At 66.8% G+C, this 26,382-nt stretch carries 21 protein-coding genes; 6 read left to right on the top strand and 15 right to left on the bottom strand.

Going from position 1 to position 26,382, the window contains the following annotated elements; all coding sequences use genetic code 11:
• Positions 1-45: 45 nt before the first annotated feature.
• Positions 46-1,773, top strand: coding sequence for a SulP family inorganic anion transporter (locus tag AC1ZV1_RS15375; protein WP_484292446.1), 1,728 nt, complete (start codon positions 46-48; stop codon positions 1,771-1,773).
• Here the strand turns inward: AC1ZV1_RS15375 and AC1ZV1_RS15380 are convergent.
• From AC1ZV1_RS15380 to AC1ZV1_RS15405, 6 genes are all read right to left on the bottom strand, one after another.
• Positions 1,770-2,801, bottom strand: a complete 1,032-nt coding sequence (locus AC1ZV1_RS15380; RefSeq protein WP_484292447.1) for a DUF2955 domain-containing protein — start codon at positions 2,799-2,801, stop codon at positions 1,770-1,772. The genes AC1ZV1_RS15375 and AC1ZV1_RS15380 overlap by 4 nt on opposite strands.
• Entirely contained in the window at positions 2,791-3,915 is a 1,125-nt protein-coding gene (locus AC1ZV1_RS15385) for an HlyD family secretion protein (protein ID WP_484292448.1), read from the bottom strand. Before AC1ZV1_RS15385 ends, AC1ZV1_RS15380 begins: the two co-directional genes overlap by 11 nt.
• The gene (locus AC1ZV1_RS15390; protein WP_484292449.1) at positions 3,912-5,447 is read right to left on the bottom strand and encodes an efflux transporter outer membrane subunit; all 1,536 of its coding nucleotides are present in this window, start codon (positions 5,445-5,447) and stop codon (positions 3,912-3,914) included. Before AC1ZV1_RS15390 ends, AC1ZV1_RS15385 begins: the two co-directional genes overlap by 4 nt.
• A 13-nt stretch (positions 5,448-5,460) precedes the next feature.
• Complete coding sequence (locus AC1ZV1_RS15395; RefSeq protein WP_484292450.1) at positions 5,461-6,564, bottom strand: AI-2E family transporter; 1,104 nt, start codon at positions 6,562-6,564, stop codon at positions 5,461-5,463.
• A gap of 11 nt (positions 6,565-6,575) precedes the next feature.
• Positions 6,576-8,402, bottom strand: a complete 1,827-nt coding sequence (locus tag AC1ZV1_RS15400) for a monovalent cation:proton antiporter-2 (CPA2) family protein (protein WP_484292451.1) — start codon at positions 8,400-8,402, stop codon at positions 6,576-6,578.
• A gap of 338 nt (positions 8,403-8,740) precedes the next feature.
• Positions 8,741-9,469 (bottom strand): hypothetical protein, encoded by a 729-nt coding sequence (locus tag AC1ZV1_RS15405; RefSeq protein ID WP_484292452.1) that lies wholly within the window; start codon positions 9,467-9,469, stop codon positions 8,741-8,743.
• A gap of 179 nt (positions 9,470-9,648) precedes the next feature.
• Between AC1ZV1_RS15405 and AC1ZV1_RS15410 the strand changes: the two genes are divergently transcribed.
• The 4 genes from AC1ZV1_RS15410 to AC1ZV1_RS15425 all read left to right on the top strand — a co-directional run bounded on the left by AC1ZV1_RS15410 (position 9,649) and on the right by AC1ZV1_RS15425 (position 12,512).
• On the top strand, positions 9,649-10,056 hold the full coding sequence (locus tag AC1ZV1_RS15410; RefSeq protein WP_484297571.1) for a hypothetical protein: 408 nt from the start codon (positions 9,649-9,651) through the stop codon (positions 10,054-10,056).
• A gap of 186 nt (positions 10,057-10,242) precedes the next feature.
• The gene (locus AC1ZV1_RS15415; RefSeq protein WP_017518706.1) at positions 10,243-10,677 is read left to right on the top strand and encodes a DUF1795 domain-containing protein; all 435 of its coding nucleotides are present in this window, start codon (positions 10,243-10,245) and stop codon (positions 10,675-10,677) included.
• Positions 10,678-10,686: 9 nt separating this feature from the next.
• Positions 10,687-11,991, top strand: coding sequence for a PAAR domain-containing protein (locus AC1ZV1_RS15420; RefSeq protein ID WP_484292453.1), 1,305 nt, complete (start codon positions 10,687-10,689; stop codon positions 11,989-11,991).
• The gene (locus tag AC1ZV1_RS15425) at positions 11,988-12,512 is read left to right on the top strand and encodes a hypothetical protein (protein WP_484292454.1); all 525 of its coding nucleotides are present in this window, start codon (positions 11,988-11,990) and stop codon (positions 12,510-12,512) included. The genes AC1ZV1_RS15420 and AC1ZV1_RS15425 overlap by 4 nt, the downstream gene beginning before the upstream one ends.
• 112 nt (positions 12,513-12,624) lie before the next feature.
• Here the strand turns inward: AC1ZV1_RS15425 and AC1ZV1_RS15430 are convergent, their stop codons facing one another.
• The 9 genes from AC1ZV1_RS15430 to tssA all read right to left on the bottom strand — a co-directional run bounded on the left by AC1ZV1_RS15430 (position 12,625) and on the right by tssA (position 24,512).
• On the bottom strand, positions 12,625-14,571 hold the full coding sequence (locus AC1ZV1_RS15430) for a type VI secretion system Vgr family protein (protein WP_484292455.1): 1,947 nt from the start codon (positions 14,569-14,571) through the stop codon (positions 12,625-12,627).
• A 65-nt stretch (positions 14,572-14,636) separates the two neighbouring features.
• Entirely contained in the window at positions 14,637-17,318 is a 2,682-nt protein-coding gene (gene tssH / locus AC1ZV1_RS15435) for a type VI secretion system ATPase TssH (protein WP_484292456.1), read from the bottom strand.
• Positions 17,319-17,333: 15 nt separating this feature from the next.
• Positions 17,334-18,362, bottom strand: coding sequence for a type VI secretion system baseplate subunit TssG (gene tssG / locus AC1ZV1_RS15440; protein WP_484292457.1), 1,029 nt, complete (start codon positions 18,360-18,362; stop codon positions 17,334-17,336).
• On the bottom strand, positions 18,326-20,185 hold the full coding sequence (tssF, locus tag AC1ZV1_RS15445; protein WP_484292458.1) for a type VI secretion system baseplate subunit TssF: 1,860 nt from the start codon (positions 20,183-20,185) through the stop codon (positions 18,326-18,328). The genes tssG and tssF overlap by 37 nt, the downstream gene beginning before the upstream one ends.
• Complete coding sequence (gene tssE, locus AC1ZV1_RS15450; protein WP_484292459.1) at positions 20,182-20,697, bottom strand: type VI secretion system baseplate subunit TssE; 516 nt, start codon at positions 20,695-20,697, stop codon at positions 20,182-20,184. The genes tssF and tssE overlap by 4 nt, the downstream gene beginning before the upstream one ends.
• Before the next feature lie 95 nt (positions 20,698-20,792).
• Positions 20,793-21,281: an Hcp family type VI secretion system effector gene (locus AC1ZV1_RS15455; RefSeq protein WP_413352595.1), complete on the bottom strand. Its 489-nt coding sequence runs from the start codon at positions 21,279-21,281 to the stop codon at positions 20,793-20,795.
• A gap of 91 nt (positions 21,282-21,372) precedes the next feature.
• Positions 21,373-22,866 (bottom strand): type VI secretion system contractile sheath large subunit, encoded by a 1,494-nt coding sequence (gene tssC, locus AC1ZV1_RS15460; RefSeq protein WP_484292460.1) that lies wholly within the window; start codon positions 22,864-22,866, stop codon positions 21,373-21,375.
• Positions 22,867-22,882: 16 nt separating this feature from the next.
• Positions 22,883-23,401, bottom strand: coding sequence for a type VI secretion system contractile sheath small subunit (gene tssB, locus AC1ZV1_RS15465; protein WP_484292461.1), 519 nt, complete (start codon positions 23,399-23,401; stop codon positions 22,883-22,885).
• 85 nt (positions 23,402-23,486) lie between these two features.
• On the bottom strand, positions 23,487-24,512 hold the full coding sequence (gene tssA, locus AC1ZV1_RS15470; RefSeq protein ID WP_484292462.1) for a type VI secretion system protein TssA: 1,026 nt from the start codon (positions 24,510-24,512) through the stop codon (positions 23,487-23,489).
• A gap of 384 nt (positions 24,513-24,896) precedes the next feature.
• On the opposite strand from tssA, the gene tagH reads away from it, so the two are divergent.
• Positions 24,897-26,339 carry a type VI secretion system-associated FHA domain protein TagH gene (tagH, locus tag AC1ZV1_RS15475; RefSeq protein ID WP_484292463.1) on the top strand — a complete coding sequence of 481 codons (1,443 nt, stop codon included), beginning with the start codon at positions 24,897-24,899 and terminating at the stop codon, positions 26,337-26,339.
• Positions 26,340-26,382: the final 43 nt, after the last annotated feature.

Raw genomic sequence — 26,382 nt, forward strand, 5'->3', positions numbered from 1 at the left:
CGCTTCGCTTGCGCCTTGTGCGTGCTTGCCAGGAGCAATTCCGCAATGTCCGAAACCTCGTCGCGCCCTCGTTCTGGCTTCGACTGGCCGCGCTGGCTCCCGGGACTCGTCACCCTGCGCCATTACCAGGCGAGTTGGCTGTCCAGGGATCTGGCTGCCGGCCTGGTGTTGACCACGATGCTGGTGCCGGTGGGCATCGCCTACGCCGAGGCATCCGGGGTGCCGGGTATTTACGGCCTTTATGCGACCATCATTCCACTGCTGGCCTACGCGCTGTTCGGCCCGAGCCGGATCCTGGTGCTCGGCCCCGATTCAGCGCTGGCGGCGCCCATCCTCGCGGTGGTGGTGCAGTACGCAGCGAGCGACCCGCAGCGAGCCATCGCCATCGCCAGCCTGATGGCACTGGTGTCCGGCGCGGTATGCATGATCGCCGGCCTGCTGCGCCTGGGATTCATCACCGAGCTGCTGTCCAAGCCGATCCGCTATGGCTACATGAACGGCATCGCGCTCACGGTACTGATCAGCCAGTTGCCCAAGCTGTTCGGCCTGAAGGTCGACAGCGAGGGACCGCTGCGCGACCTCTGGCACCTGGGCCAGGCACTGCTGGAGGGGCGCGCCAACTGGACGAGCTTCGCGGTGGGCGCGGGCAGCCTGCTGCTGATCCTGTTGCTCAAGCCCTACAAGCGCATCCCGGGCATCCTCATCGCGGTGATCCTGGCGACGCTGGCGGTCAGCCTGTTCGACCTCGGCAGCCACGGCGTCAAGGTGCTGGGTCAGCTGCCGCAAGGGTTGCCGTCGTTCACTTTCCCCTGGGTCACCGACATCGACCTGGTCGAAGTGGTACTGGGCGGCGTCGCGGTGGCGCTGGTGTCATTCGCGGACACGAGCGTGCTGTCGCGGACCTACGCGGCGCGCCTGAAAACCCCGGTGAACCCCAACCAGGAAATGTTCGGCCTGGGCGTGGCGAACGTCGCATCCGGGTTGTTCCAGGGCATCCCCATCAGCAGCAGCTCCTCGCGCACCCCCGTGGCCGAGGCCGCCGGTGCAAAGACCCAGCTCACCGGCATCGTCGGGGCGCTCGCGGTGACCCTGCTGCTGTTGACCGCTCCCAACCTGATGGAGCACCTGCCCAACAGTGCACTGGCGGCCGTGGTGATCGCCGCTGCCCTGGGGTTGTTCGAGTTCACTGATCTCAAGCGCATCTTCCGCCTGCAGCAGTGGGAGTTCTGGCTGTCCATCAGTTGCTTCGTCGGCGTGGCGGTCTTCGGCGCCATCCCCGGCATCTGCATCGCGGTGGTGATCTCGGTGATCGAGTTCCTCTGGGACGGCTGGCGACCGCACCACGCGGTGCTTGGCCGGGTCGAGGGGGTGCGCGGCTATCATGATGTAACGCGTTACCCAAATGCTCGGCGCATCCCCGGACTGGTCCTGCTGCGCTGGGATGCACCGCTGTTCTTCGCCAACGCCGAGCAGTTCCAGAACCAGGTGCTGGCGGCGCTGGATGATTCACCCACGCCGGTTCAGCGACTGGTGATCGCAGCCAGCCCTGTTACCAGTATCGACGTTACCTCAGCGGACATGCTCGCGGAGCTGGACAAGGTGCTGGAGCAGCGCGGCATCGAGTTGCAGTTCGCCGAGATGAAGGACCCGGTGAAAGACAAGATGAAGCAGTTCGAGCTGTTCGAGGGCCTGGGCGAATCGGCGTTTCACCCGACGGTGGGCGCTGCGGTGGATGCCTACCTGGCCGACTCCGGGGTGGACTGGAAGCCTTAGGCCAGCCGGGCCCGAGCGCGGCGGCCGTCGATCCAGATGAGCATGCCGCTGGCGTACAGCGACACCGCAAGGAACAACGCCATGCGGATGGCGAAGGCACGGTAGACGTCCTGGCCGCCGGCACTGTCCGCCACTGACTGGCCGAGCAGGATCAGCATGGTGGTCAGGCAACTGACCCAGTAGGCCGGGCTTTTTCGCGTCGCCACCGCGGCATACAGGCGGCGCCCTTGCCAGAGGGTGAAGAGCAGCACCCAGAGGAAGAACATCCACAGGTGCACGAACAGGCTCAGGGCGCCCCAGACCAGGATCGCCAGCAGGCCGGCCATCAGGGTGGAACCGATCAGTTCACGGCTGGCATGTCGCGCGCGGGTTTCCCCGGCCTGCTGGCCGAGACTCACCGATTTCATGATCAACGGCATGAAACGGTCCGGCGCGATCATCGCCAGCAGGAAGGCCGGCATCACGATCAGCACCGCGCGCAGGGCGATCCAGCTCGCCTCGTCGTCACTGGGCACCGGCGGGGCAGGGAGAGAGGGCGCCCCTGGCGGTTCCGGGAACAGAGCGTGGGCCACCGCAGTGCTGAGCACGGCCAGCAGCATGCCCTTGGCCAGCGCTTCCACCACCGACAGTGCCAGGGTGAAATCGCTGGTGCCGGCGGCGGCGATCATGGTCAGGCCGACCACCAGCAGGTTCGCCAGCAGACCGTTGCCACCGCGCAACGCATAGCGGAACACGCCGTAGAGGCCGACGCCCACGAGCAGCACGCCACTGAGCGGCGCGTGGCGCAGCAGGGGGATCAGCAGCAGGCCGACGCCACAACTGAGCAGCACCAGCACCGCGAGGGCGGGCGCCGCCTTCAGCGGAAGAGCCTGCGCGCGCATCGCCAGCAGCAGCACGGCAAGCACCGGCGCGAGAAAGGGGATCGGCATGCCGATGCCGTAGCTGGCCGCCAGGCACAGTGCGGTGCCCCAGGCCAGCCGGAGAGCCCGGCGGCGACGCAGTTCAATAGGCCTCAGCTCAGTAGGCATAGCTCAGCCAGCTCATCAGCCACATGAACACCCGGCCGAGCAGGTTCAGCGGATTGCCTTCGCTGGGCAGCGCCATGACTTCGGCCTGGCCGCCCACTCGCAGGCCGCCAGGGCCTTCCAATTGGTCGCGGTCCAGTTCGACGATCACCGGGAAACGTTGTGCCGAACGCAGCCATTCGCGACTGTTCTGTACCGTCGGCAGTGAGCCTGGCGGCGTGCCCTGGCCAACGCTGACGCCGTAGCCGATGCTGCGAACGCGCCCGGTGAGCAACTCGCCCGGCAGCGAGTCGAGCACCACCAGCACGGGCGTGCCGTTGCGCAGATGGCCGAGGTTGTTCTCGGTCATGTCGGCGCTGATCCACAGGTCGTGGATGGCGATCAGGGTCATCACCGGACTGCCGGGGCCGACGTAATGACCCACATCGGTGCGCAGGTCGGTGATCAGACCATCGGAGTCAGCGCGCACCGTGGTACGCGCGAGATCGAGGCGGGCCTTGGCGACGTTGGCCGTGGCGCTGCGCAATTGGGCATTGTCTTCGTCATGACCACCTTGCTGCTCGCGGGCGCGCTCGACCTCCGCGCGGGCTGCCGCCACCTGGCTGGCCGCCTGCTCGCGGGTTGCCTGTGCGGCCTCCAGCCGCCGCACGGAAACCGTGCCGGGGTCTTCCTGGTAGAGCCGTTGCAGACGCTCGGCATCCTGCCGGGCCTTGCGTTCGTTGGCTTGGGCAGCCGCCAGTGAGGCCTGCGCGGAGTCGATGCCGGCTGTGCTGGCCCCGATCTGCCGGCGCACCGTGTCCAGGTCCGCCTCGGCGCGCTGCAGGGCGATGTGGTATTGCTCCTGGTCCAGCTCGAACAGCACGTCGCCCTTGCGAACTTCCTGGTTGTTGCCCACGGCTACGCGTTTCACCTGGCCGGCCACCTCGGCGCTCACCGCGACCACATAGGCCTGCAACCGTGCCTGCTGGGTGTACGGGGTGAAGCGGTCGGCCAGGAGGTACCAGACCAGGCTGACGACGATCAGCAGCAAGACCACGCGCATGCCTCGATCCGGTGCGGACTTGCCGGGGGCGGGAGAAGAGGGCGGTGCCGGCGGCGTAGCGGGGGTGTCGCTCATTGCTGCATTCCTTGTCCTGGGGTGCCGGGCTCTTGGGCGGCCGGAGCGGGTTCGTCGAGCAGCTCGCCCCAGTCGGTACGTTGTTGCATCCGTTGCCGGGTGGCGGAATCGATGGGCGCGCGCCGGCTGTCCCAGCCGCCACCCAGGGCCTTGTACAGCGCCACCAGGTTGCTGACCGCATTGCCCCGGCTGACCAGGTAGCCGTCCTGCTGCTGTAGCAGTAGCTGCTGGGCGTCGAGCACGCGCTGGAAATCGGCGAATCCCTCGCGGTACTGCGAGCTGGCGAGACTCAGCGAGCGCTGCGCCGCCTGCGAGGCCTGTTCACGGATGCCAGCGCTCTGCAGTGAACGCACCAGCCCGCTGGCGGCATCGTCTGCCTCTCGCGCGGCGTTCCGCACATCCTGGTGATACAGCTCGATCAGTTGCTGCAGGCGCGCGTCTTCCACGCGCACGGCGTTCTTGCGCCTGCCGTAGTCGAAGGGATTCCAGACCAGGCTCGGGCCAGCGGCGAGGTTGAAACTGTCGGGCAGGTTGCTGGCCGACACGAAGCTCCAGCCCAGACTGCCGATCAGGCTCAGCGACGGATACAGGTCGGCCTCCGCCACGCCCACCAACGCGGACTGCGCGGCCACGGCCTGTTCGGCGGCGCGGATGTCCGGGCGGCGTTGCAGCAGGCTTGCCGGCACGTCCTGGAGAATCGCCCCGTTGGGCATCGGCAACTGGCCGTGGCGCGCCTGCAGCTCCGGCATCGCGCCCGGCGGGCGGCCGAGTAGGGAACAAAGAATGTTGCGCAGGGCGTTCACCTGGTTCTCGAACTCGGGGATGGTCGCCTGGGTCGCCAGGTATTGGGTGCGCGCCTGCTGCCAGTCCAGCTCATCGTTCTCGCCATGACGGAACAGCCGCTCGGTGATCTCCAGGCTGCGTTCCTGGCGCTTGGCGTTCTCCCGGGCGATGTCCAGGCGCGCCTCGGCGGTGCGCAGGCCGAAGTAGGTGTCGGCGACCTGTGCTCGTAGCAGCACCATCGCGTCGGCGTAGTTGGCCTGGGAGGCGAAGTACACGGCATCGGCCGACTCGATGGCACGGCTGAAACGGCCCCAGAAGTCGATCTCCCAGCCAATGTCGAAGCCCGCGCTGGACTGCCAGAACACCGAATCCCGCGCAGTCGGGGCGCCGTGCTGGTTTTGCTTGAGGTAGAGGCTGTCGGCGCTGATCTGCTGCAACTGCGGGTAGCGCCCGGTTTCGGCGATCGCCAGTTGCGCTCGCGCCTCGGCGATCCGCAGGCCGGCGACGCGCAGGCTGGTGTTGTGGGCATCAGCCTCGGCAATCAGCGCATCCAGGGTCGGGTCAGCGAACACTGTCCACCAGCGGCTGAAGTCGGGTGCGGCGGCTCGACGGCCAGCCTGGTCCAGCAGCGGCGTACTCCAGTCGTTGAGCCACGGGTCCTGCGGCGTCTGGAAATCCGGGCCGACCTGAGTGCAGCCGCCCACCAGGGCGGCGAGGATCAGGATGCAGCGTCTGGCGCGCTCTGGCATGGCGATCCCTGGATCATTCGGACGGAGTGGCGGGTTTGTCCATCTTCGGCACCTGCTGGTCGACCCATTGCCAGAACAGCTTGTAGGTCACGGCGAGGATCACCGGACCGATGAACAGGCCGATGATGCCCTTGACCACCATGCCGCCGAGGGCGCCGATCAGCACCACCGGCATCGGCACGTCGACGCCACGCCCCAGCAGCAGCGGCTTGAGCACGTTGTCAGCAAGACCGGCGACGAAGATGTAGATGGCGAAGATGATCGTCGTGCCGGTAAAGCCTTCGGTACTCAGTACATAGACGATCACCGGCAGGGTCACCAAGGTCGCCGGCGCCTGGGCAATGCCCAGCACCAGCACGATCAACGCCAGGATGCCTGCGCCCGGTACGCCCTTGACCACGAACCCGAGGCCGATCAGCAGCATCTGGATGAAGGCGATGCCGATCACGCCCAGCGCGACCGCTCGGATGGTGGCGGTGCACAGCGCGGAAATGTGCAGGCCGCGTTCCGCGCCGGAAATCCGCAGGGCGATGCGCTGCGACGCGATGGTGCCCATCTCGCCGAAGGCCATGATGATGCCGGAGATGATGATCGCCCCGATGAACAGCAGGAAGGCGCCGCCAGCGCTGGCGGCAGCACTCAGCAGGATGCGTCCGGCATCCTTCAGGTTGGGCATCAGGCTGCGCAGCACATCGCTCAGGCTGTTCGAAGCGGCCAGCCAGAATTCATGGACGCGCGGACCGATCAGAGGCCACTCGGCTACCGAGGGCGACGGCGCCGGTACGCTCAGGGTGCCGCTCTTGAGAATCGCCCCGACGCTGTCGACGGAGTCGGCGATGGACGTCGCCATCAGGTAGATCGGCGCGATCAGGACCAGCAGCACGACGAGCACGATCAGCGTCGCGGCGTGGCCGTCCTTCAGCCCGGTGCGCGCCTTGACCCAGCGCAGCACGGGATAGAGGGTGACCGCGAGGATTACCGACCAGAGCATCAGTTCGAGGAATGGCTGGAACACCTCGAAGGAGAAGATCACCAGGGCGGCGACCAGCCCGGCCTTGATGAGTATGTCGAGCATGCCCTGGGAGAGGTCGCCGTCGAGCTTGAATCCTGGTTGCATGGCTTGTCTCCTCAGGCGGGGCGGTCATTGCGCTGTACAGCGCCCGGTTGGGGTGGCTCGATGTGTTGTGCGGCGGGTGGCGTGACGCCAGCAAGGTCGCTGCCATCGTCGGCGAAGAGGCCGCCCGGTTCGTCGTCACGTCCCTGGCGTTGCAGGTCCCGCAATGACTGCACTTCCTGTAGCTGGTAGCGGCGAACCCAGGCGGCGGCCTGCTCCTCGCTCACGCCCAGTTCGATGAAGGCGCGGCGCGCCATTTCCAGGCTGGAATGGAAGGTTTCGCGTACCGGATTGGCGCCCCGGTCCAGCAATTGCAGAGCCTGCTGGCGGTTGGGCGCGCGGGCGATCACGCGGGTTCCGGGGTAGAGGCGGGAGAGGGCATCTACGGTGTTCAGGTTGATCTGCGGGTCATCGGTGGCGACGATCACCAGCTCCGCTTCGCCGACCTTGGCGGCGTGGAGGATCTCCGGGCGCGTCGGATCACCGTAGTAGACCGGGACGCGGCCGCCCTTGCCGTGGCGAGCGATGGCATCCATCGAGGTATCCAGCGCCACCACCGGCACACCCTGGGCGTGCAGCAGATTGGCCACCACGCGCCCCATACGCCCCATGCCGGCGATCACCACCCGTGGCTCGTCGCCGACTTCCGGCGGGCCGTCGGGCCCGTCCTCCGCCGCCGCGTCGCCGCGCAACTGGCGGGCCAGCGCCATCATCACCAAGGGCACCACAGCCATGGACAGGGTGATCACCAGGACCAGGACGTCATGAACCTTCGGGTCCAGCAGCCGGTGGTCCAGGGCGAGCTTGAACACCACGAAGGCAAACTCGCCGCCGGACGCCAGTACGACGCCCAGGCAAATCGCTTCGGCGCGCTCCAGCCCACCGGCGAATCGCCCCAGGCCGAACAGCAGCGGCAGCTTGATGCCCACCAGTAGTGCCGTCAGACCCAGCACCAGCAACGGTGCACTGAGCAGCAGGCTGAGGTCGGCGGTCATGCCCACGCCCACGAAGAACAAGCCCAGCAGCAGCCCCTTGAGCGGCTCGATCTGGGACTCCAGTTCATGGCGAAACTGCGATTCGGCCATCAGCATGCCGGCGAGAAAAGCGCCCAGCGCCATGGAGACGCCGACGTGCTCCATGATCCAGGCGGTGCCCAGCACCACCAGCAGCGCGGTCGCGGTCGACAGTTCGCGCAATCCAGAACCCATGGCCCAGGTGAACAGCGGGCGCAACAGATAGCGGCCACCGATGATCACCACCCCGATACCGACAGCCACGGTCAACAGCGGCCGCACGCCTTCGCTCGAAGGGTCGCCGCTTCCGGCGAGCAGCGGCACGACGGCGATCAGGGGAATGGCGGCGATGTCCTGGAACAGCAGGATGCCCACTGCCAGCCGGCCATGGGGCTTGCCCAGTTCCTTGCGCTCGGCCAGCACCTGCAGGCCAAAGGCGGTGGAGGAGAGCGCCAGGCCCACGCCCAGCACCACGGCAGCGGCGAGGGATTGGCCGAATAGCAGGAAGGCGATCAACCCCAGCACCAGGGCGGTCAATCCGACCTGTAGCGAACCCACGCCGAACAGCGAGCGGCGCATCATCCACAGACGGCGCGGGGAAAGCTCCAGCCCGATGATGAACAGCAGCATCACCACGCCCATTTCCGAAAGCCGGCTGACGTTTTCCGGATGGCTGACCAGACCCAGCACGGACGGGCCGATCAGGATGCCGGCCAGCAGATAGCCCGGCACGGCGCCCAACTTCAGGCGCTGCGCCAGGGGGACAAGTATGACGACCGTCAGCAGGAAGATAACCGTCGCCTGCAGCAGGCTCCCGTCATGTGGCATTCATCAGCCCTCTCGTGATTCTTTGCGGGCCGTTTCCGGCCCTGTCGAATTCGTCCGGCGAAAGCGTCTTTCGCCGGCTGCTTCCTGGCTGCCACGTCACCCTTGCTCCCAGGGCTTCTTGTCGGAAAGAGAGCGGGGGCTTTTCATCTGGTGCTGCTCGTTCATGCACCGTGTTTCGTCGCGCCGTCTCCTGTGGGAGGCACTCGCGGGGTGCTGATCGGTGTGCATCTGAGTATGGGTGATCCGTAGCTTTTTGCCGGCCGGCGAGCTTACGTCGGTACGGTGCTACGAAAAACACAAGTCCATCAGATTCAAAGACTTACGAGGGAGAGATGCCGCTAGAGCTTCCAGATCGGGCCGTAGGTCCCGAAACAGGCATTCGACAGCGCCTGCGGACGTACGCCGTGGGTCTCGTAGCCACCGTATTCGTTGACCTCCAGCGTCAGCTGCGGCGTGAGCTCCCGGCCACTCCGGAGGCGAACGCTGTCGAACACCTGAAGCTTCTTGCCGGTGTTGACCACGCTGGTCTCCATCCAGGCATCGGGCGTACTGGCTTCGTCCAGGCGGGCCAGCAGTGCGTTGTAGAGCGGCAGGTAGCGACCGTCCGGAGCCTTGCAGTCGATATTGATCTTCTTCACCAGCGCCTCGGCTTCGGCGGAGCTGAAGTAGAGCCGACTGCCGAAATCGCGCTGCAAGCGGTCGACGTAGCTGCCGTGACCGTCATCCTTCACTGCGGATGGCGCCTGTTGCGCGGAGCTATCCGCCAGACAGGATTGGCGGCTCTTGTAGAAGGTGTGCGAGACACGAACGCCTGTGGGCTTGTAGATCGCCGACGTGATCAGCACATCGCCGCCGGCACTCAGGTGCTCACTATCGGGAACGTAATCGCCGCCATTTCCCCAGACACCATCCGGCAGGCCGTTGGGCCAAGCGACGCAGCTGGGCTGGGATGTATCGCGGCGCAACTCGTAAACCGGACCTTTCAGGAACTGCTCCGAACTCTCGGCCAGGACGAGGGATGAAGCCAGTGACAGGCAGGAAGCAATGAGCAGTCGAGTCCGATTCAAGAAGTGTCTCCAGGTTGCCCATCAGAATTCCGCCAGGCTGTACGCACCAAAGCGTAGCCGGGCTTGCGCCAAATGCAGTTCGAAGTGTGGGAGGCCGGTGACAGATGAAAGCGTAAGCGAGGCCCGCCCCAACGAACTGTCCAAGCGCAAGACCAAGGGCTGGGGGTTACACCGGGTCGCTGGAGGGCGGCTACCCCTGCGAGACGGACCCGGGCCTGTGGGTCGACCTCCAGGCCCGGGTGATCTACTGCTACGTGGACCTCGCCGACAGCGACGACATCGGCGCTGGCGTGCGCCTTCGCGATGTGGAGTCGCTGATCGGCCCGCTCGGCGTGCGCATCGCCAGGACTGGGTCCGTCCCAGCGTCTGGTACGCGTTCAAGGGGCCGCCGAAGCCCCCGCTCTCGTCACAGTCGGGTTACGTCCCGTTCGAGGCGGACATCGACGGCACTTGGGCGAGGTCAACCTGGGCATCGACCATCAGGCCAGCGAGATGATGACCTTCACCGTCTCCGCCGGCTACCGCGAAGCCTTCGATGGCACCCCCGCGGCTACGATGCGATGGTCGGGCTCAAGTCCCTGTTCTGACCGCGTTCGAGAGCTGCCAATCACCCTCCGGCACGCCGTGCCCGTCGTTGTCATGGACGGGCCATGTGCTCTCGCTGTGATGCGCTGCGCGACGCTGGCACAATGCAATCCTTGATTGTTCGGATGCGTTGCTGGAAGATTTTTCGTTCAGCTCAGAGAGCAGAATCCTACGGAAGGGGTTAAACATTGTCGCTCTATCGCCTCAACGAAGCGGACCTGGATATTCCCGATGCCTGGCAGGACCAGAGCATCAACATCTTCAAGCTGCCCGCCAATGGTCCGGCTCGCGAAGCCAGCTTCGTCATCAGCCGGGACGCCAGCCAGGGCGACGCCTCGTTCGCCGAGTACGTCAGCGGTCAACTGGCCAATGCCGAAAAGCAGTTGCCGGGGTTCAAGCTGCACAAGCGCTGGGATTTCAACATCCATGGCCACGCTGCGGTGATGCTGGACTACCAGTGGCAGCGCGAAGGCCGTGACCTGATGCTGCGCCAGGTGTTCATCGAACGCCGTCCGGCGGTGCTGATCACCACCCTCACCACCACGCCCTACGACCTGCCGCACCATGAAGCGGCCTGGAAGCAGGCGATGCAGAGCCTGGTACCCCAGCCGACCACCGTTTGAGTACGCCGCATGGATGCGCAAGCTGCAGCACGCCTGGGCGATGAGATCGCCCATGGTTTCGGCGTCGCCGCGATGGTCGCGGGCGCGGTGGCCGGGGCCCTGATCGGCGCCGCGGTAGTCGCCGCCACGGCCGCCACCGGTGGCCTGGCGGCGGTGATCATCGCCGGTTCGATCGCCGCGGGCGGCCTGTCGATGTTCCAGATCGTCAAGGGCCTGACCACCATCTTCGAATTGCCCGAGCCCACGACCGGGGTGCTCATACGGGGCAGCTTCAATGTCTACGTGAACAGCCGCAACGCCATGCGCGCGGGCGACGATGCGTCGTCCAGCTGCACCGGGCTGCCGCTGAACCACCCGATGTGGCCGTTCCCGGTGGTGATCGCCGAAGGCAGCGCCACGGTGTACATCAACGGCAAGCCCGCCGCGCGGCTGCAGAGCAAGATGGTCTGCGGTGCGCACATCAAGACCGGCAGCAAGAACACCTTCATCGGTGGCCCCACGGAGCGCGTGGCCTTCGTCCTCGACCTCGAAGAATGGTTGCACACCGGGCTGGAGGCGCTGGGTATCGTCGCCGCGCTCGGCGGCCTGGTGCTGGCCGCCATGGCCGGGCTGGCGGCGCTGGGCACCTTCGTGGTGGTCGGCGGGCTGATCATGGGGGGCATGGAGCTGCTCGGCCAGCTCGGTGATCGCCTCGGCCCCGGCTACCGCGACCTGCTACAGGGCGTGGCCGGCATGGCGCTGCTGGGCCTCAGCCCGAAGATGGCGCGCCTGGGCCGCCAGCCAACGGCCTGGGAGCTGCGCCAGAATGCCTTCAAACCCGGCGTCACCGAGAATGACATCCTGGCGTTGCCCCACGGCAAGCGCCCGCCCGCCACCGATTACCTGAAGGATTCCTACGTCAAGCAGCACCTCGAGGTGTTCGAGAAGGAAGGCGGTTCCTTCCTCTTCACCCCCGGCGATATCGCCGACCCGATGTACACCACCTTCAACCCGAAGAAGTTCGTCATGGCCCGTTCCGACATGGATGCGGTGGTTGCCAAGTACCGCGAGACCGGCGACGTCGCGGTGCTGGAGGACGCGCTGGGCTACAAGAAGGGCGATCTGGTCGGCAAGGACATCTACCGGGTCAACATCGACAACCCCAAGGTGGTCATGCCCAGCGGCAACGAAGGCGGCGCCAACTCGCTGTGGCGGCCCGGCGGCGTGACCTATCCCGGCGGCAACCGCGAGGCCGTGCTGGACAACGTGCCGATTGCCCACGGCAATGACCTCGGCATACTGTCCTCCACCCAAGATGTGACGAGAATTCCATGACGACACCCGACGACGTCCTGTCCCTGGCGCTGGCCAACGACGAACTGGACCGTTTCCTGGCCGGCGAGCCGTTTTATTTCGTCGAGGCGCAGACCGACAACCCCGAGCCGCAGAACGTCGCCCAGGCGTTCGACGAACTGGTGGTACCGCAGTGGCAGGAGGACCCCAGCTTCGCGCCGCGCTTCGTCGCTGCGCTGATGAAACTGCTGGCCAGCTATCCCGACCGCAACCGCGCGATCTACCTCGCCCATCGCTGGGTCTGGTACTACCGCTACTGCCTTTCTAAGCAGCACGCGGACCCCACGGGTCGCTATGCCGGGTTGTTCGAAGTCGACCTTGGCGGGGTGGCCGCGCAGCTCAAGCAGCTGACCCAGGAGCGCAAGGCCGACCTGCTGGCCGATACGCGCTGGGCCGGTGCCAGTTGGAACAGTGACAACGGCCTGTGGGGGCCGCTGCTGCGCACCTCGCTCCACCTGCGTGACCGGCTCGGCGGCCCGGACTTCGTGCCGGACAACCCCTGAGCCGCCACGGGGCAGCGACGGGCAGATTTCAACCACCCGCGCTGGAACCGCGAGCATCACCCCGATCCGTCGATGCCTGGCGCGCGCCCGGGACAGGGCGCGCGCTTGAGTATCAGGCCTTGGGCGGAGGCGGGAAGGCCGCCTGCACCTCGGCGTCGATGCTGCCCTTGCTGCCCTGGCCCTGGGCATCCACCGCGCTGGCGCCCCCGGAGTTGAGGTCCAGCCGGCCGCCGGTGTCGATGTTGCCGTTGCCGCTGGCGTAGATATTGAAGGCGCTGCCGGAAATGTTGATGCGCCCATCGGCGTTGAACTCCAGCACGCTGAGGCCGCAGACCAGTCGAATCTGCGCGCCGGCCTCGATCAGGTACTGGATGCTCACCTTGTCGCTCTTCATGCCGCCCACCAGCAGGCTGTCGTTCTGCTTGACCGCCCGCGAACGGTGCTGGCCGATGCGCACGTTCTCGTCATTGCCGATGTTCTTGGTACGGTTATGGCCGACGCTGTGGCTCTCGTCGACTTCGACGACGATGTCCTGGTTGCGCTCGGCGTGGATGTACAGTTGCTCCGCGCCTTTCTTGTCCTCCATGCGGATTTCGTTGAAGTTGGCCGGCGTGCCGCCCTTGCTGGAGCGGCTCTTGATGCCGCTCTGGGTGGCATTGGCGGGGAGGTCGTAGGGCACCGCCTGGTCGGCGTTGTAGACGCGCCCGGTGATGATCGGCTGGTCCGGGTCGCCTTCGAGGAAGCTGACGATCACCTCCTGGCCGATCCGCGGAATCTGCACGCTGCCCCAGTTCTTGCCGGCCCAGGCCTGGGACACGCGGATCCAGCACGAGCTGTTTTCGTTGGACTGGTCGTGGCGATCCCAGTGGAAGTGCACCTTCACCCGGCCGAACTGGTCGGTCCAGATTTCCTCGCCGCCGGGGCCGACCACGCGGGCGGTCTGCGGGCCGCGCACGCTGGGCTTGCGGGTCAGCTCCAGGGGGCGGAAGGTCTGCTGCGCATCGATGCAGGTCAGGTTGCACTGGTACTGGCCGCCACCGCCGCCGCCAGTCTCCAGGGACTCCTGGGTCACGCGGTAGCTGGCGCCGACGATCAGGTATTCGCGGTTCTGGTCGGCGCGGGAGAAGCCGCTGAGGCTGAACAGGTCACCGCTGGCCAGACCGCGCGCGTTGCCACTGAACTCCACGCGCTCGTGCAGGCTCTGCAAGGCGTCGATGCGGTTGCGCGCGTACTGCTCGCCATGCTCGCTCTGCACGTAGGCGCCGGGGTAGTCGTACAGCGCGTAGTCGCCGGCGCTGTGCGGGCGGGGTTGCGCCGAGCGCACGTCCATGCGCGCGGCGGGGCGCTGGAAGTCGTAGTCGTTGAGTTCCAGGGAGCCGGGCTGCACCTGCTGCGCCAGGCGCCAGTCGTTGAGGTGATCGCGCTCGCGGTGCTGGCCGTCCGGCGGGTAGTAGGGCACCTGCGCGTAGCCGGCCGGCGTGCGGTGGGCGCCATAGGCATCGGCCAGCACCAGCACGTGGCGGTCCTTCTCGTGGCGGAAGTAGTAGTAGATGCCTTCCTTCTCCATCAGCCGGCTGACGAAGTCCAGGCTGGTCTCGCGGTACTGCACGCAGTACTCCCACTCGCGGTAGCTGCGGCTCAGGGCATCCTCGAAGTCGGAGAAGCCCAGGTCGCGGAAGACCTGCTTGATGATCTGCGGCACGCTCTGGTGCTGGAAGATGCGGCAGTCGGAGGTGCGGCTGAGCAGCCACAGCCAGGGCCGCAGCGTCACCTGGTAGGCGGCGAACTGGCCGATGTCGATGCCCTGTCCGCAGCGCGCCACCAGGCCATGGAAATGGCGCTGGCCGCCCTCGGGCAGTTGGACCGATACGCACAGCGGCTTGCCCAGCAACTGGTTGAAATCCAGGTTCGCATCGCTGGAGACCAGTTGCAGGTCGTACTCGAAGAGCCGCCCCAGCTCGTCGTTGCCGGAGAAGTCGCGCAGCAATAGCGCGTCAGGGCCGAGCGGGCTGGAGACCTGGGCGAAGCGGGAACTTTGCGTGAACGGGGTGAACTGCATGGACATATCCGGTCGTCTGTCTTGCTGGGGTTGCCGGGGCGCGCCCCCCCGGCTTCAACGCGGGTTCAGGCCGCGGCGTCGGCGAAGTGATAGGCCAGTTCGCCGTTCTCCACGCCGATGCGCACCGAGGCCAACGCCTTGCCTTCGAGCAGGCGGGTGAGGAACTCGCGACTCATGTCCGGCAGCAGGCTGTTGGTGAGGATGGCATCGATCATGCGGCCGCCGCTCTCGGTCTGGGTGCAGCGCGAGACCACCAGGTCGATGACCGCGTCGTCGTAGTCGAACGCGACCTTGTGCGTGCCCTCCACGCGCTTCCTGATGCGCTCCAGCTGCAGGCGGGTGATCGCCTTGAGCATGGTGTCGCTCAGCGGGTAGTAGGGGATGGTCACCAGGCGGCCGAGCAGCGCCGGCGGGAAGATCTCCAGCAGCGGTTGGCGCAGGTCCCGTGCGATGTCCTCCGGCTCGGGCAACGTGGCCGGGTTGGCGCACTGACGAGCGATCAGTTCGGTGCCGGCGTTGGTGGTGAGCAGGATCAGGGTGTTCTTGAAGTCGATCAGGCGACCCTCGCCATCCTCCATCACGCCCTTGTCGAAGACCTGGAAGAAGATTTCGTGCACGTCCGGGTGGGCCTTTTCCACTTCATCCAGCAGCACCACGCTGTAGGGGCGGCGACGCACCGCCTCGGTCAGCACGCCGCCCTCGCCGTAGCCGACGTAGCCGGGCGGGGCGCCCTTGAGGGTGGACACGGTGTGCGCTTCCTGGAATTCGCTCATGTTGATGGTGATGAGGTTCTGCTCGCCGCCGTACAGCGCCTCGGCCAGGGCCAGCGCGGTTTCGGTCTTGCCGACGCCGGAGGTGCCGGCGAGCATGAACACCCCGATCGGCTTGCTGGGGTTGTCCAGGCCGGCGCGGGAAGTCTGGATGCGCTTGGCGATCATCTTCAGGGCATGGTCCTGGCCGATGATCCGCCTGGCCAGGTGGCTGTCGAGGTTCAGCACGGTCTCGATCTCGTTGCGCGCCATGCGCCCGACCGGGATACCGGTCCAGTCGGCGACCACCGAGGCCACCGCCTGGTAGTCCACGGTTGGCAGGATCAGCGGCGCTTCGCCTTGCAGGTCCGCCAGGCGCTGCTGCAGGTTGAGCAACTGCGCACGCAGGGCGTGGTGGTCGTCGCCGGCGTTGTCGCTGTCCACTGCGCCGGCCTGTTCGCGCAGTCGGGCGCGGCTGGCGAGCAGTTCGTCGACCAGCGCTTTCTCTTCGCTCCAGCGCGCCTCCAGGCTGACCAGGCGCTCGCGCTCGGCGGCCAACAGGCTCTCGCTGTTGGCGCGGCGGGCGCCAACCTCGATGCCGATGGCGTGCTCGCGGGCAATGATGGCCAGTTCGGTTTCCAGCGCCTGGATGCGCCGGCGGCTGTCGTCCACTTCCGCCGGCACCGCGTGCAGGCTGATGGCGACGCGGGCGCAAGCGGTGTCCAGCAGGCTCACCGACTTGTCCGGCAGTTGCCGCGCCGGAATGTAGCGGTGCGACAACTTCACCGCGGCCTCCAGCGCCTCGTCGAGGATCTGCACCTGGTGGTGGCGCTCCATGGTCGAGGCGACGCCGCGCATCATCAGCAGCGCCTTGTCCTCCGACGGCTCGGGCACCTGCACCACCTGGAAGCGCCGGGTCAGTGCCGGGTCCTTCTCGATGTGCTTCTTGTACTCGGCCCAGGTGGTCGCCGCCACGGTGCGCAGCGCGCCGCGGGCCAGGGCCGGCTTGAGCAGGTTGGCGGCGTCGCCGGTCCCTGCCGCGCCGCCGGCGCCGACCAGGGTGTGGGCCTCGTCGATGAACAGGATGATGGGCTTGGGCGACGCCTGGACATCCTCGATGACCTGGCGCAGGCGTTGTTCGAACTCGCCCTTCATGCTCGCGCCGGCCTGCAGCAGGCCGACGTCCAGCGCGCGCAGCTCGACATCCTTCAGCGATGGCGGTACATCGCCGGCGACGATGCGCAGGGCGAAGCCTTCGACGACCGCGGTCTTGCCCACGCCGGCCTCGCCGGTGAGGATCGGGTTGTTCTGCCGGCGGCGCATGAGGATGTCCACCAACTGGCGAATCTCTTCATCACGGCCGACGATGGGGTCGATCTCGCCGTTGCGCGCCTGCTCGGTGAGGTCGACGGTGAAGCGCTTGAGCGCCTCCAGCTTGCCCAGCGCGCTGGGTGCCATCGCGCCGCTGGACTCGCCCGGGGCAACCCCGGCCCCGAAGCCGTCGCTGGCGCCCTGGCCGTTTTCCGGCGAGTCGCTCATGTATTCGTCGAAGCGCTCGGTCAGCGTCTCGACCTTGACCTTCTCGAACTCGCGCGACACCGCCAGCAGCGCGTGCCGCAGGCTCGGGGTCTTGAGGATGCCGATGACCAGGAAGCCGCTACGCACCTGGCTCTGGCCGAACATCAGGCTCCCGTAGACCCAGCCTCGCTCCACGGCTTCCTCGACGTGGGAGGACAGGTCGGTGATGGAGGTCGAGCCGCGCGGCAGGCGATCCAGCGCTTCGGTCACGTCGCCTGCCAGGCGTGCAGGCTCGAGGCTGAACTGGCGCACCACGCGGTGCAGGTCCGAATCGGGCAGCTGCAGCAGTTGGTGCAGCCAATGCACCAGCTCCACGTAGGGATTGCCGCGCAGCTTGCAGAACACGGTGGCGGCTTCGATGGCCTTGTAGGCGGTGGGATTGAGCTTGCCGAACAGCGCGGCGCGACTGATTTCACCCATGGTGTTGCTCCTTGTCTAGTATGCCGGCGCGTTCGGCGCGGCGTGGTGCCGGGACAGCACCAGGTCCTTCGGGTCATGTTCGGGGCGGCCCAACCAGGTCGTGTAGCCCAGGCGTAGCCCATGGTCCAGGCGCAGCGCGGGGACTTCCTCGCGGCGCAGTTGCAGCGTCAGTTGCCAGTCCAGCTCTTCGCCCAGGTACTCGCCGACCCAGGCCACCAGCTCGGCGAAGGCGCGGCCATCGGGCAGCAGCGCCTGGTACTGCGCCTGGCTCAGCGGGCCCAGGCAGATGCCGAAGCAATGCTGGCGGTCCCAGGCCTGGCCGCCCAGGCAGAAGTCCTCGCCCAGGCGGGTGCAGGCCACGCCCAGGCGCGTGCGCTCGGGCAGCTGCAGCCACTGCCCGGCGTACTCCTCGATGCGCACTGGTATACCGAAGTAGTCCTGCAGGATGGCCTTGAGGCCATCCGGGTAGCGTGTCTGTGCGGACAGATGGCCGGTGAAATGCAGCACCGCGTCACCATCGATCAGCCCCTTGCCGCGCAGGCTCGGCTGGCCGCGGCCACTGAAGGCGGCCAGGCGCTCGGACCAGTAGTCGTCGTCCGGGCGGTCATGGCTCACGGTCGGACGGGCCTCGGCCCAGGCGCGGTAGAACAGGCTCAGCAGGCGATGGTGGAAAACGTCGAAGAACTGCTTGCTGGTGCTGTCGCCATGGTTGCGCTGGCGGTCGCGTACGTATTCGGTGATGTGCAGCGGCAGCGGCCCGTTGGGCCCGCCCAGGCCGAAGAAGAACTGCTCCAGGCGCCCCGGCGTGTTGCCTTCGGGCGGGCGCACGGCCGCCAGGGTCGAGGGCGCGAAGCTGCCTTCGGGCTGCTGGCCCAGGCGCAGCGGGTCGTCCGCCAGGCGCCGCGAATGGCCCAGGCGGGGCAGGTCAGGGTGCTCGCACTGGATACGCCGCAGCGCCTGGAAGAAGTCGAACTCCCAGGGCTCGGCCTGCATCGCCTGCAGGGCGCTCAGAGGTTCGGTCGACGTCCGGGTCGGGCTTTCCATCGCATGATCTCGCCACGTTCGGTGCTGCGAAGCACGGTTTCGGTGAAGCTGTTCAGGGACACGTAGCGCGCCAGGAAGCGCTCGAACACCGCGCCCAGGAGAAACACGCCGGTGCCGCGGAAGGCGTTTTCGTCGAACGCCAGGGTGATCTCCAGGCCGCGGCCGAAAACGATCGGGCCGGGCATCGGCAAACGCCGGGTGATGGGCCGGCTGCTGACCTCGCGCAGGCCTTCGATCTGCAACGGCAGCGCCGGGTCCTGGCTGTCGGCATAAAGGCGCAGCAGCTCGCGCAGGGCGGCGGCGCCCTGGCCGTTCTCCGCCAGCGACAGGTAGTTCAGCGACAGCTGGCTGATCAGCCGCCAGGCCTCGCGGTCATGGGCACGGCTGGGGCGTGGCCGGCTGGGGCCGGTGAGGCAGCGCACCGCCTGCACCGGGGCGCTGTCGGCCAGGGTGAAGTCGCTGCTGCCGCTGCCGGGGTTCATGAACAGCGGCAGGTCGCGGTTGGTGCACAGCGCGCCCAGGCCCAGTTGGCGCAGGTCGTGGCGATAGGGCGCCTGGTGGCTGTCGACCAGGCTGATGAAGGTTTCGCTGCCCACGTAGCTGGAGCGGGCGCCGCTGCGCCGCTGTTCGCTGGAGAGCACGCGCTGCTCGCGGCGCAGGATGTAATAGGCCTTCTCCTGGCCATAGCGCGACGGATCGCGCACGGCGTAGAAGGGCAGGAAGGTCTGGTCTGCGCCGGTGCCGTGGCCGCTGACCGAGGTCAGCGAGTGGATCTCGAAATCCATCGGCCGGGTGCGGTCGGCGATGGCATGGTGCTCATGGACCCGCTCGCTGAGGTGGATGCGGTCCAGGCGCCGCGGGAACAGGTTGATCGCCGGGGTGCAGAAAGGCACGAACTGCGCGGCGCCGACCTGGCCCTGCAACTGCTTGTCGAGGCGGTCGAAGAGCACGATCAGTTGCAGCTCCTCGCCGTCGCAGCGGCGCACCGCGCGCTGCAGGCCGGTGATGTCGACGAACAGGTAACGCTGCGGCAGGGTGAAGTATTCCTGCAACAGCCGGTAGCCCTGGAAGGCCTGCGGCACCACCGGCAGGGCGGCGTCTTCGTCATCGAAACCGCACGAGCGCAGGGCGTCGGCAGGCAGCCGCTCCACCCAGTCGCGGCCGCTCTGGCAGGCGTAGACCGCGCAGGCGTTGCCGAGCAGCTGCTCGTATAGGCGCACCGGCACTTCGTCGACGCCGTTGAGGTAGAGCGGCAGGTTCTCCAGCGCCAGGCTGTTGAACGGGACCTCCACGCCGCTGCGCAGGGTCAGGCGCAGGGCAGCCTTGGCGCGCGGTTCGGCGGCGGCCAGGCGACCGAGCTCGGCGGCGGGGTTGGCGATGTACTCGGCCTGGGCCACGCGCAGCGGCCACAGGGTCACCTCATGGGCGGTGCGGAATTCGCACGGCGTCTGGCCTTCCTTGCCCAGCGGCGCCCGCAGCACACTCTGCCGGGGCAGGCGGAAGCCGTCGTTGAGGGAGCCGTCATCGGGGTTGGTCTGCATCTGCACCACGCACATCGACGGAGTCGGGGCGAGGTAGTGCGGGTAGGCGACCTCCAGCAGGTTGTGGGTGAAGGTCGGGTATTCGGCGTCGAGCTTGAGCTGCACCCGCGCGGTGAGCCAGGCGAAGCCTTCGAGCAGGCGCTCGACGTACGGGTCGGCGCACTCCATGCCGGCCAGGCTCAGGCGGCTGGCGATCTTCGGGTAGTCGCGGGCGAACTCCGCCGCGCCCTCGCGGATGTGCTGCAACTCCTGGTTGTACAGCTCCAGCAGGCGAGGATTCATGGGCGCCTCCGCTGTTGTGCCGGCACCACGGAGACGTGGCCGGACTCCAGGTCCAGCTCGGTGCGCAGCAGCAGGGGCAGCGGCACGGGCTGCGCCCACAGGTCGCCCTCGATCTCGAAGCTCAGGGCGTTGTGGTTCATCTCGCCGGTAGCCTTGTGCGCACGCACGTGCAGGGTGTGGCGCAGGATGCGCGGCTCGAAGGTAGCAATAGCCTGGTGGATGAGGCCCTCCAGGGCCAGCACGTCGATGCTCGAAGCGCTGTTGCCGGCCAGTGGCGGCAGGCCGTAGTTCAGTACCGAGGTGCCGGCGTGCGTCTGGCGGCTGCGCTCGGGGTCGAGCAAGGCGGTGGAGTTGAGCAGCCAGGCGAGGTCGCGCAGCACCGCCGCGCGCAACTCGTTGTGCGAGAAGGCGCGCCGGCCCGGCGCGTCGTGCGGGATGCCGGGGGCATCATCGGTGAGGCGGTCGAGCAGCGATGGCTGCAGGCGCTCGCGGGAAGTCAGGTCGGCTACCAACGGAGGAATCCTGTACGCAGTGGCGGGGAAGGGCGCTGGCGCGCCCGGCCTCCGCAGGCATGCCCCCGGCGCTCACGCGACGGGGGCATGCAGGCTTACTTCTTGATGTTCTGGCGGATATTCCAGCCGTACTTGATCGGGCCGCCATCCTTGCCGCCGTCGGCTTTCTGCGGCTGGTAGTCCACCGAGACCTGGCCGAAGTTCAGCGAGACGGTCTCGGTGATGCGGTCGTCGCCGCCCGAGCCACCGGTGTGCAGCGAGGTGACCAGCACCTCCTGCAGGGTGATGATCAGGTACTCGACCTGGTTGTCGCCGCCCGCCTTGCGCACGGTCAGCACCGCCTTGTCGATGTGCTTGCCGCTGGAGCAGTGCATCATCAGGTTCGGGGTCGCCTTGTCGACGTACTTGGTCAGGGTCAGGTCCTGGATGGAGACCTTGCCCGCGCCACCGCCACCGCCGACGTGCATGTTGCCGGACTGGGTCATGCCCCAGCTCCAGTTCAGTACGTCGATCTCGTCCTTGTGAGTCTTGTCCATCGACTCGCCCTTGATGTCGCCGATCTTGATGAAGATATCGACAGCCATGTTTTCTCCTGTGGTGCAGTGACCGAATGGAAGGTGTCAGGGACGGCGCCGGTCCGACGGCGCCGCTTTGCGGAACCCGCGTCGCGCCCGATCAGGCGCCCTTGGCCGACGGCAGCTTGGAAACCAGCCGCAGCGACACTGTCAGCCCTTCGAGCTGATAGTGCGGACGCAGGAAGAACTTGGAGTTGTAGTAGCCGGGGTTGCCCTCGACTTCCTCGACCACCACTTCGGCGGCGGCCAGCGGGTGCTGGGCCTTGGTGGTCTCGGTGGAGTGCGCCGGGTCGCCATCGACATAGTTGAGGATCCAGTCCTGCAACCAGCGCTGCATCTCGTCCTTCTCCTTGAAGGAGCCGATCTTGTCGCGAACGATGCACTTGAGGTAATGCGCGAAGCGGCAGGTGGCGAACAGGTACGGCAGGCGCGCGGCCAGGTTGGCGTTGGCGGTGGCATCCGGGTCGTCGTACTCGGCCGGCTTCTGCAGGGACTGCGCGCCGATGAAGGCGGCGAAGTCGGTGTTCTTCTTGTGCAGCAGCGGCATGAAGCCGTTCTTCGCCAGCTCCGCCTCGCGACGGTCGGAAATGGCGATTTCGGTCGGGCACTTCATGTCCACGCCGCCGTCGTCGGTGGGGAAGGTGTGCGCCGGCAGGTTCGGCACTTCGCCGCCCGACTCCACGCCGCGGATGCGCGAGCACCAGCCGTAGTGCTTGAACGAGCGGTTGATATTCACCGCCATGGCATAAGCGGCGTTGGCCCAGGTGTACTTGCTGCTGTCGGCGCCGTCGGTGTTTTCCTCGAAGGCGAAGGCTTCCACCGGGTCGGTCTTCGCGCCGTAGGGTAGGCGCGCCAGGAAGCGCGGCATGGTCAGGCCGATGTAGCGCGAATCCTCGGACTCGCGCAGCGAGCGCCAGCCGGCGTACTCCGGGGTGGTGAAGATCTTGGTCAGGTCGCGCGGGTTCGACAGCTCCTGCCAGGAGCCCATGCCCAGCACGGTGGGCGAGGCCGCGGAAATGAACGGCGCATGCATCGCCGCGCAGACCTTGGACAGCTCGCCGAGCAGCTCGACGTCCGGCGGCGACTGGTCGAAGTAGTAGTCGCCCACCAGGCAGCCGTAGGGCTCGCCGCCGAACTGGCCGTACTCTTCCTCGTAGAGCTTCTTGAACACCGGGCTCTGGTCCCACGCGGTGCCCTTGAACTTCTTCAGGGTCTTGTGCAGCTCGGGCTTGGCGATGTTGAGCACGCGGATCTTCAGCTGCTCGTCGCTTTCGGTGTTGTTCACCAGGTAATGCAGACCGCGCCAGGCGCTTTCCACCTGCTGGAAGTCGGCGTGGTGGATGATCTGGTTGACCTGGGCGGTGAGCTTGGCATCGATGGCGGCGATGATCGACTCGATGGACTTGATCGCATCGTTGGAGATCAGATCGGTTTGCGCCAGGGCCTGTTCGGCCAGGGTGCGCACGGCGGTTTCCACCGCTTCGCGGGCACGCTCGGTCTTGGGTTTGAACTCCTGCATCAGCAGGCTGGCGAATTCACTGGTCTGTTCACCGGCCGCCTGGATGGCCTGCTCGTCACGCAACATGTCGCTCATGGTGATCCTCCTCTGATCAGGCCTGGGGCTCGTGGTCCTGCGGTTTCGGCGCGCTGGCCAGGGCCTGCAGCAGGGCAGGGTCCTGGATCGCCTTCATGATGATTTCCTCGGCGCCGGTCTTGCCGTCCATGTAGGTCAGCAGGTTGGCCAGCTGGGTGCGGGCCTCGAGCAACTGCTTGAGCGAGTCGACCTGGCGCGCCACGGCCGCCGGGCTGAAGTCGTCCATGCTCTGGAAGGTGATGTCGACGCTGAGGTTGCCTTCACCGGTCAACTCGTTGGGCACGTTGAACGCCACGCGCGGCTTCATGGCCTTGAGACGCGAGTCGAAATTGTCGACGTCGATCTCCAGGAACTTGCGCTCAGCCACCGGCGCCAGCGGCTCGGCCGGCTTGCCGGTGAGATCGGCCATCACGCCCATGACGAAGGGCAGCTGGACCTTCTTCTCGGCGCCGTAGAGCTCGACGTCGTATTCGATCTGCACCCGCGGGGCGCGATTGCGTGCGATGAACTTCTGGGAACTGCTGTTGCTGGACATGGCTTCTCTCCTGGTCGCCTGACGCGACGCTGCGTGTCGGCCCGCGGGCCGTCATCGATTACGCGTGATCCCGTTTCCCGGCCGGTCAGGCCTGGTCCGCGTCGGGGCCGCGCAGGTTTTCGAACTGACTGATGCCGTCGGGAATCAGGTTGCGCACGATGCTGGCGAAATCCGCATCGACCAGCGTCCGCGCCCGATTGAGCAGCACGGGCAGGGGGCTGGAAGGCTCGTGGCGGGCGTAGTACTCCAGCAGCCGGTCGAGGCTGCGGCGTACGTCGTCGCGGTTGCGGATTTCGCCGCTGGCGGGGGCCGCGCTGGTGCTCGCAGCGGCGCCCGCGGCATCGCTACGGGGCGGCTCCTGCGCCGTGGCGTCGGCTCCGTCACTCGCGGGCTGCGTGCTCTCGCCGAGCACCTGCAGGGCGAGCTTCAACGGCTGGCGCAAGGGCTGCAGGTCGACGCCGCGGTCGGAGCCGACCTGTTCGGCGACCTGGCGCTCGATGGCCTGGGCGGCCTCCAGCGCGCTCTGGATCGCCGTGCGGGTGGCGTCGAGTCGTTCAGGGTCGCTGTCGCGCAGGGCGCCGTTGAGTTCGGCGGCGCCGAGGGTTTCGTCGCTGGCCGGCAGCAGGCCGGCGGCATTGAGCGCGGCGCGCACGGTGACCGTACCGAACACCCGCGAGCGCAGCAGCACGGCATTGCGCAGCAGGGCGAGGTTGGTGTCGCAGGTCAGGCCGGCGAGGGTGTTGACCCGCACGGTGGGGTCGTTGTCGTCGTCGGCGTCCAGGCGTGGGTAGAGTTCGGCCCAGTAGCGCGAGAGCAGTTCGCTGATCAGCGTCAGGCCGCTGGCGAGGCCGTCGAGACCTTCCAGCGCGAGGCTGCTCTGCACGAGGAAATGGGTGATGCGCAGGTCCTTGCTGCGTTGCAGCAGGCTGCTGCTGGCCTGCTCGATGGCGCGCCAATCCGGTGGCTCGGCGGCCTGGACCACGTCGCCCATGCTGCGCTCGGGGCGCCCCTGGGCATCGCGTTCGAGTTGCAGGAATTCGCTGTCGTATTCCAGGTCAACGCCACAGGGCGCGCCCTCTGAAATCGAGGCGAGCAAAAGCGATCCATCCACAGTAATCGATCTCCCTATCGGTGTGGATTTGGCTGACAAAGTCCCCAGAAGTTTCCATGTTATTTCTGTGGGAAGTTGCCCTCAGTTAATATCACTGAGCCATCACATATTTGCGATGAAGTCGCCATTTTTGGTTTAGTAGTTGCTGTTGTCAAGGTAAGCTATTTACGTGTTACTGCAGTTGTGACCCGCACCAAAGAGTCGAGAAGTTCTTCGGCGATTCGTGTTTGCCGGTCGCGGAAAGCAAGGATAAGATCGCGCGGTTTCCGCCGTCAGCCCTTCAGAATCAAGGGTTCACGCTTGTAGGAAAAAGTGTGGAACCCTCATGGGGGTTGGGTTGTCCCTGGATGGGACGACGGGAAGCGGAGCAGGCAGGGAGGCTACATGGCGCTGCGTTTGACCATCACCAGTTATCACAAGATCACCCCCGGTCAATGTCCTGAAATGACGTTGGATACCGGTGTGATGGCAATTGGCCGTAATCCCGACAATGACTGGGTATTACCAGATCCTGCGCGCCTGGTTTCTTCGCGACATTGCCTCATTCAATATAAGGATGGGCGCTACTTCCTTACCGATAACAGCACGAACGGTGTCGAACTGCTCAATGCCGGAGTTCGCATGCGCCGTGGCAGCAGTGAACTTCTGGAAGATGGCGAAGTTATCCGTATCGGTGACTACGAGATTCAGGCGCGTATCGAAACCGGCCTGACGTCCGGTGCTTCGCCCTTTGCCGCGGCGGATTCGGCGAACAGCTTCGAAGCACTGATGGCCGCCCACCAATCGGCCCCCACGCCGATCCCGGATACGCCCTTCAGCGCCTCGGCCTCTGCGCATCTGCAGGGTGTTTCCCCGCAGGAAACCCTGCCCGATCTGTTCGATTTTCTCGCGCCGTCAGCGCCGGCTCCGGCGCCGATTGCCGACCATGTGCCGGCCGAGCGCCATGACTTCCGCCCGCCCGCCGCGACCCTGCCGCCGCCACCGTCCACGCCCGCGCCTGTCGTGCCGCCAGCGCCGGCAGCGGGCGCTGGTCTGATCCCGGAGGACTGGGACCTGCTGGGCGACACACCCGCAGCGGGCAATCCCCTTGCCGCGCTCGAGCCGGCTTCGCCGCTGAACCCATCCACCCCCGAACCCTTGCCGCCAGTCGCTGCGCCGCCGCTCGAGCGAGCAGCCGCGCCGGTCGCGGTGACCGAGCCAGGGCCCCGTGCAACAGGCTCCGCCCCGGCGGAAAACCACGACGAACTGCTGCAGGCCTTCCTGCGCGGCGCCGGTCTCGAGCGCCTGCGCCTGGACAACCGCCAGGCCGCCGCGCAGATGGAGGCCATCGGGTGCAGCTACCGGCTGATGGTGGAAGGGCTGATCGACGTCCTGCGCGCGCGCAGCAGCCTGAAGGGCGAGTTCCGCATGCAGCAGACCCTGGTGCGGCCGGTGGAGAACAACCCGCTGAAATTCGCCCCGAATGCCGACGAAGCGTTGCTCCTGCTGCTGCGCGGCGGCAGCCCGGCGTTCATGCCGGCCGACCAGGCGGTGCGCGATGGCTTCGACGACCTGCGTGCGCACCAGCTGGCGGTGATGGCCGGGGTCGAGGCGGCGATCAAGCACCTGCTGGCACGCTTCGAACCCCATGCGCTGGAAGCGCGCATGGGCAAGGGCGGCGGACTCTCGAGCCTGCTGCCGGGCGCCCGCCAGGCGCAGAGCTGGCAACAGTTCGTCGAGCTGTACGGCACGCTGTCGCGCGAAGCCGAAGACGATTTCCAGGATCTGTTCGGCCGCGAATTCGGCCGTGCCTACGAGCAACACATCGCCCGCCTGCGCCGCCCCTAGGCCGGTCGATCAGGGAAGAAACAAGCGTTACCGAGGAACAAGG

The sequence above is a fragment of the Pseudomonas sp. BB438 genome, from assembly GCF_057180225.1.

What these genes read in the sequence shown, in the direction of transcription:
- AC1ZV1_RS15455 (WP_413352595.1), bottom strand. Translation starts at nt 21,281, where the DNA reads ATGGCTGTCGATATCTTCATCAAGATCGGCGACATCAAGGGCGAGTCG.
- AC1ZV1_RS15425 (WP_484292454.1), top strand. Translation starts at nt 11,988, where the DNA reads ATGACGACACCCGACGACGTCCTGTCCCTGGCGCTGGCCAACGACGAA.
- tssG (WP_484292457.1), bottom strand. Translation starts at nt 18,362, where the DNA reads ATGGAAAGCCCGACCCGGACGTCGACCGAACCTCTGAGCGCCCTGCAG.
- AC1ZV1_RS15430 (WP_484292455.1), bottom strand. Translation starts at nt 14,571, where the DNA reads ATGCAGTTCACCCCGTTCACGCAAAGTTCCCGCTTCGCCCAGGTCTCC.
- AC1ZV1_RS15390 (WP_484292449.1), bottom strand. Translation starts at nt 5,447, where the DNA reads ATGCCAGAGCGCGCCAGACGCTGCATCCTGATCCTCGCCGCCCTGGTG.
- AC1ZV1_RS15395 (WP_484292450.1), bottom strand. Translation starts at nt 6,564, where the DNA reads ATGCAACCAGGATTCAAGCTCGACGGCGACCTCTCCCAGGGCATGCTC.
- tssB (WP_484292461.1), bottom strand. Translation starts at nt 23,401, where the DNA reads ATGTCCAGCAACAGCAGTTCCCAGAAGTTCATCGCACGCAATCGCGCC.
- AC1ZV1_RS15400 (WP_484292451.1), bottom strand. Translation starts at nt 8,402, where the DNA reads ATGCCACATGACGGGAGCCTGCTGCAGGCGACGGTTATCTTCCTGCTG.
- AC1ZV1_RS15420 (WP_484292453.1), top strand. Translation starts at nt 10,687, where the DNA reads ATGGATGCGCAAGCTGCAGCACGCCTGGGCGATGAGATCGCCCATGGT.
- tssF (WP_484292458.1), bottom strand. Translation starts at nt 20,185, where the DNA reads ATGAATCCTCGCCTGCTGGAGCTGTACAACCAGGAGTTGCAGCACATC.
- AC1ZV1_RS15375 (WP_484292446.1), top strand. Translation starts at nt 46, where the DNA reads ATGTCCGAAACCTCGTCGCGCCCTCGTTCTGGCTTCGACTGGCCGCGC.
- AC1ZV1_RS15380 (WP_484292447.1), bottom strand. Translation starts at nt 2,801, where the DNA reads ATGCCTACTGAGCTGAGGCCTATTGAACTGCGTCGCCGCCGGGCTCTC.
- AC1ZV1_RS15385 (WP_484292448.1), bottom strand. Translation starts at nt 3,915, where the DNA reads ATGAGCGACACCCCCGCTACGCCGCCGGCACCGCCCTCTTCTCCCGCC.
- tssH (WP_484292456.1), bottom strand. Translation starts at nt 17,318, where the DNA reads ATGGGTGAAATCAGTCGCGCCGCGCTGTTCGGCAAGCTCAATCCCACC.
- tssC (WP_484292460.1), bottom strand. Translation starts at nt 22,866, where the DNA reads ATGAGCGACATGTTGCGTGACGAGCAGGCCATCCAGGCGGCCGGTGAA.
- tagH (WP_484292463.1), top strand. Translation starts at nt 24,897, where the DNA reads ATGGCGCTGCGTTTGACCATCACCAGTTATCACAAGATCACCCCCGGT.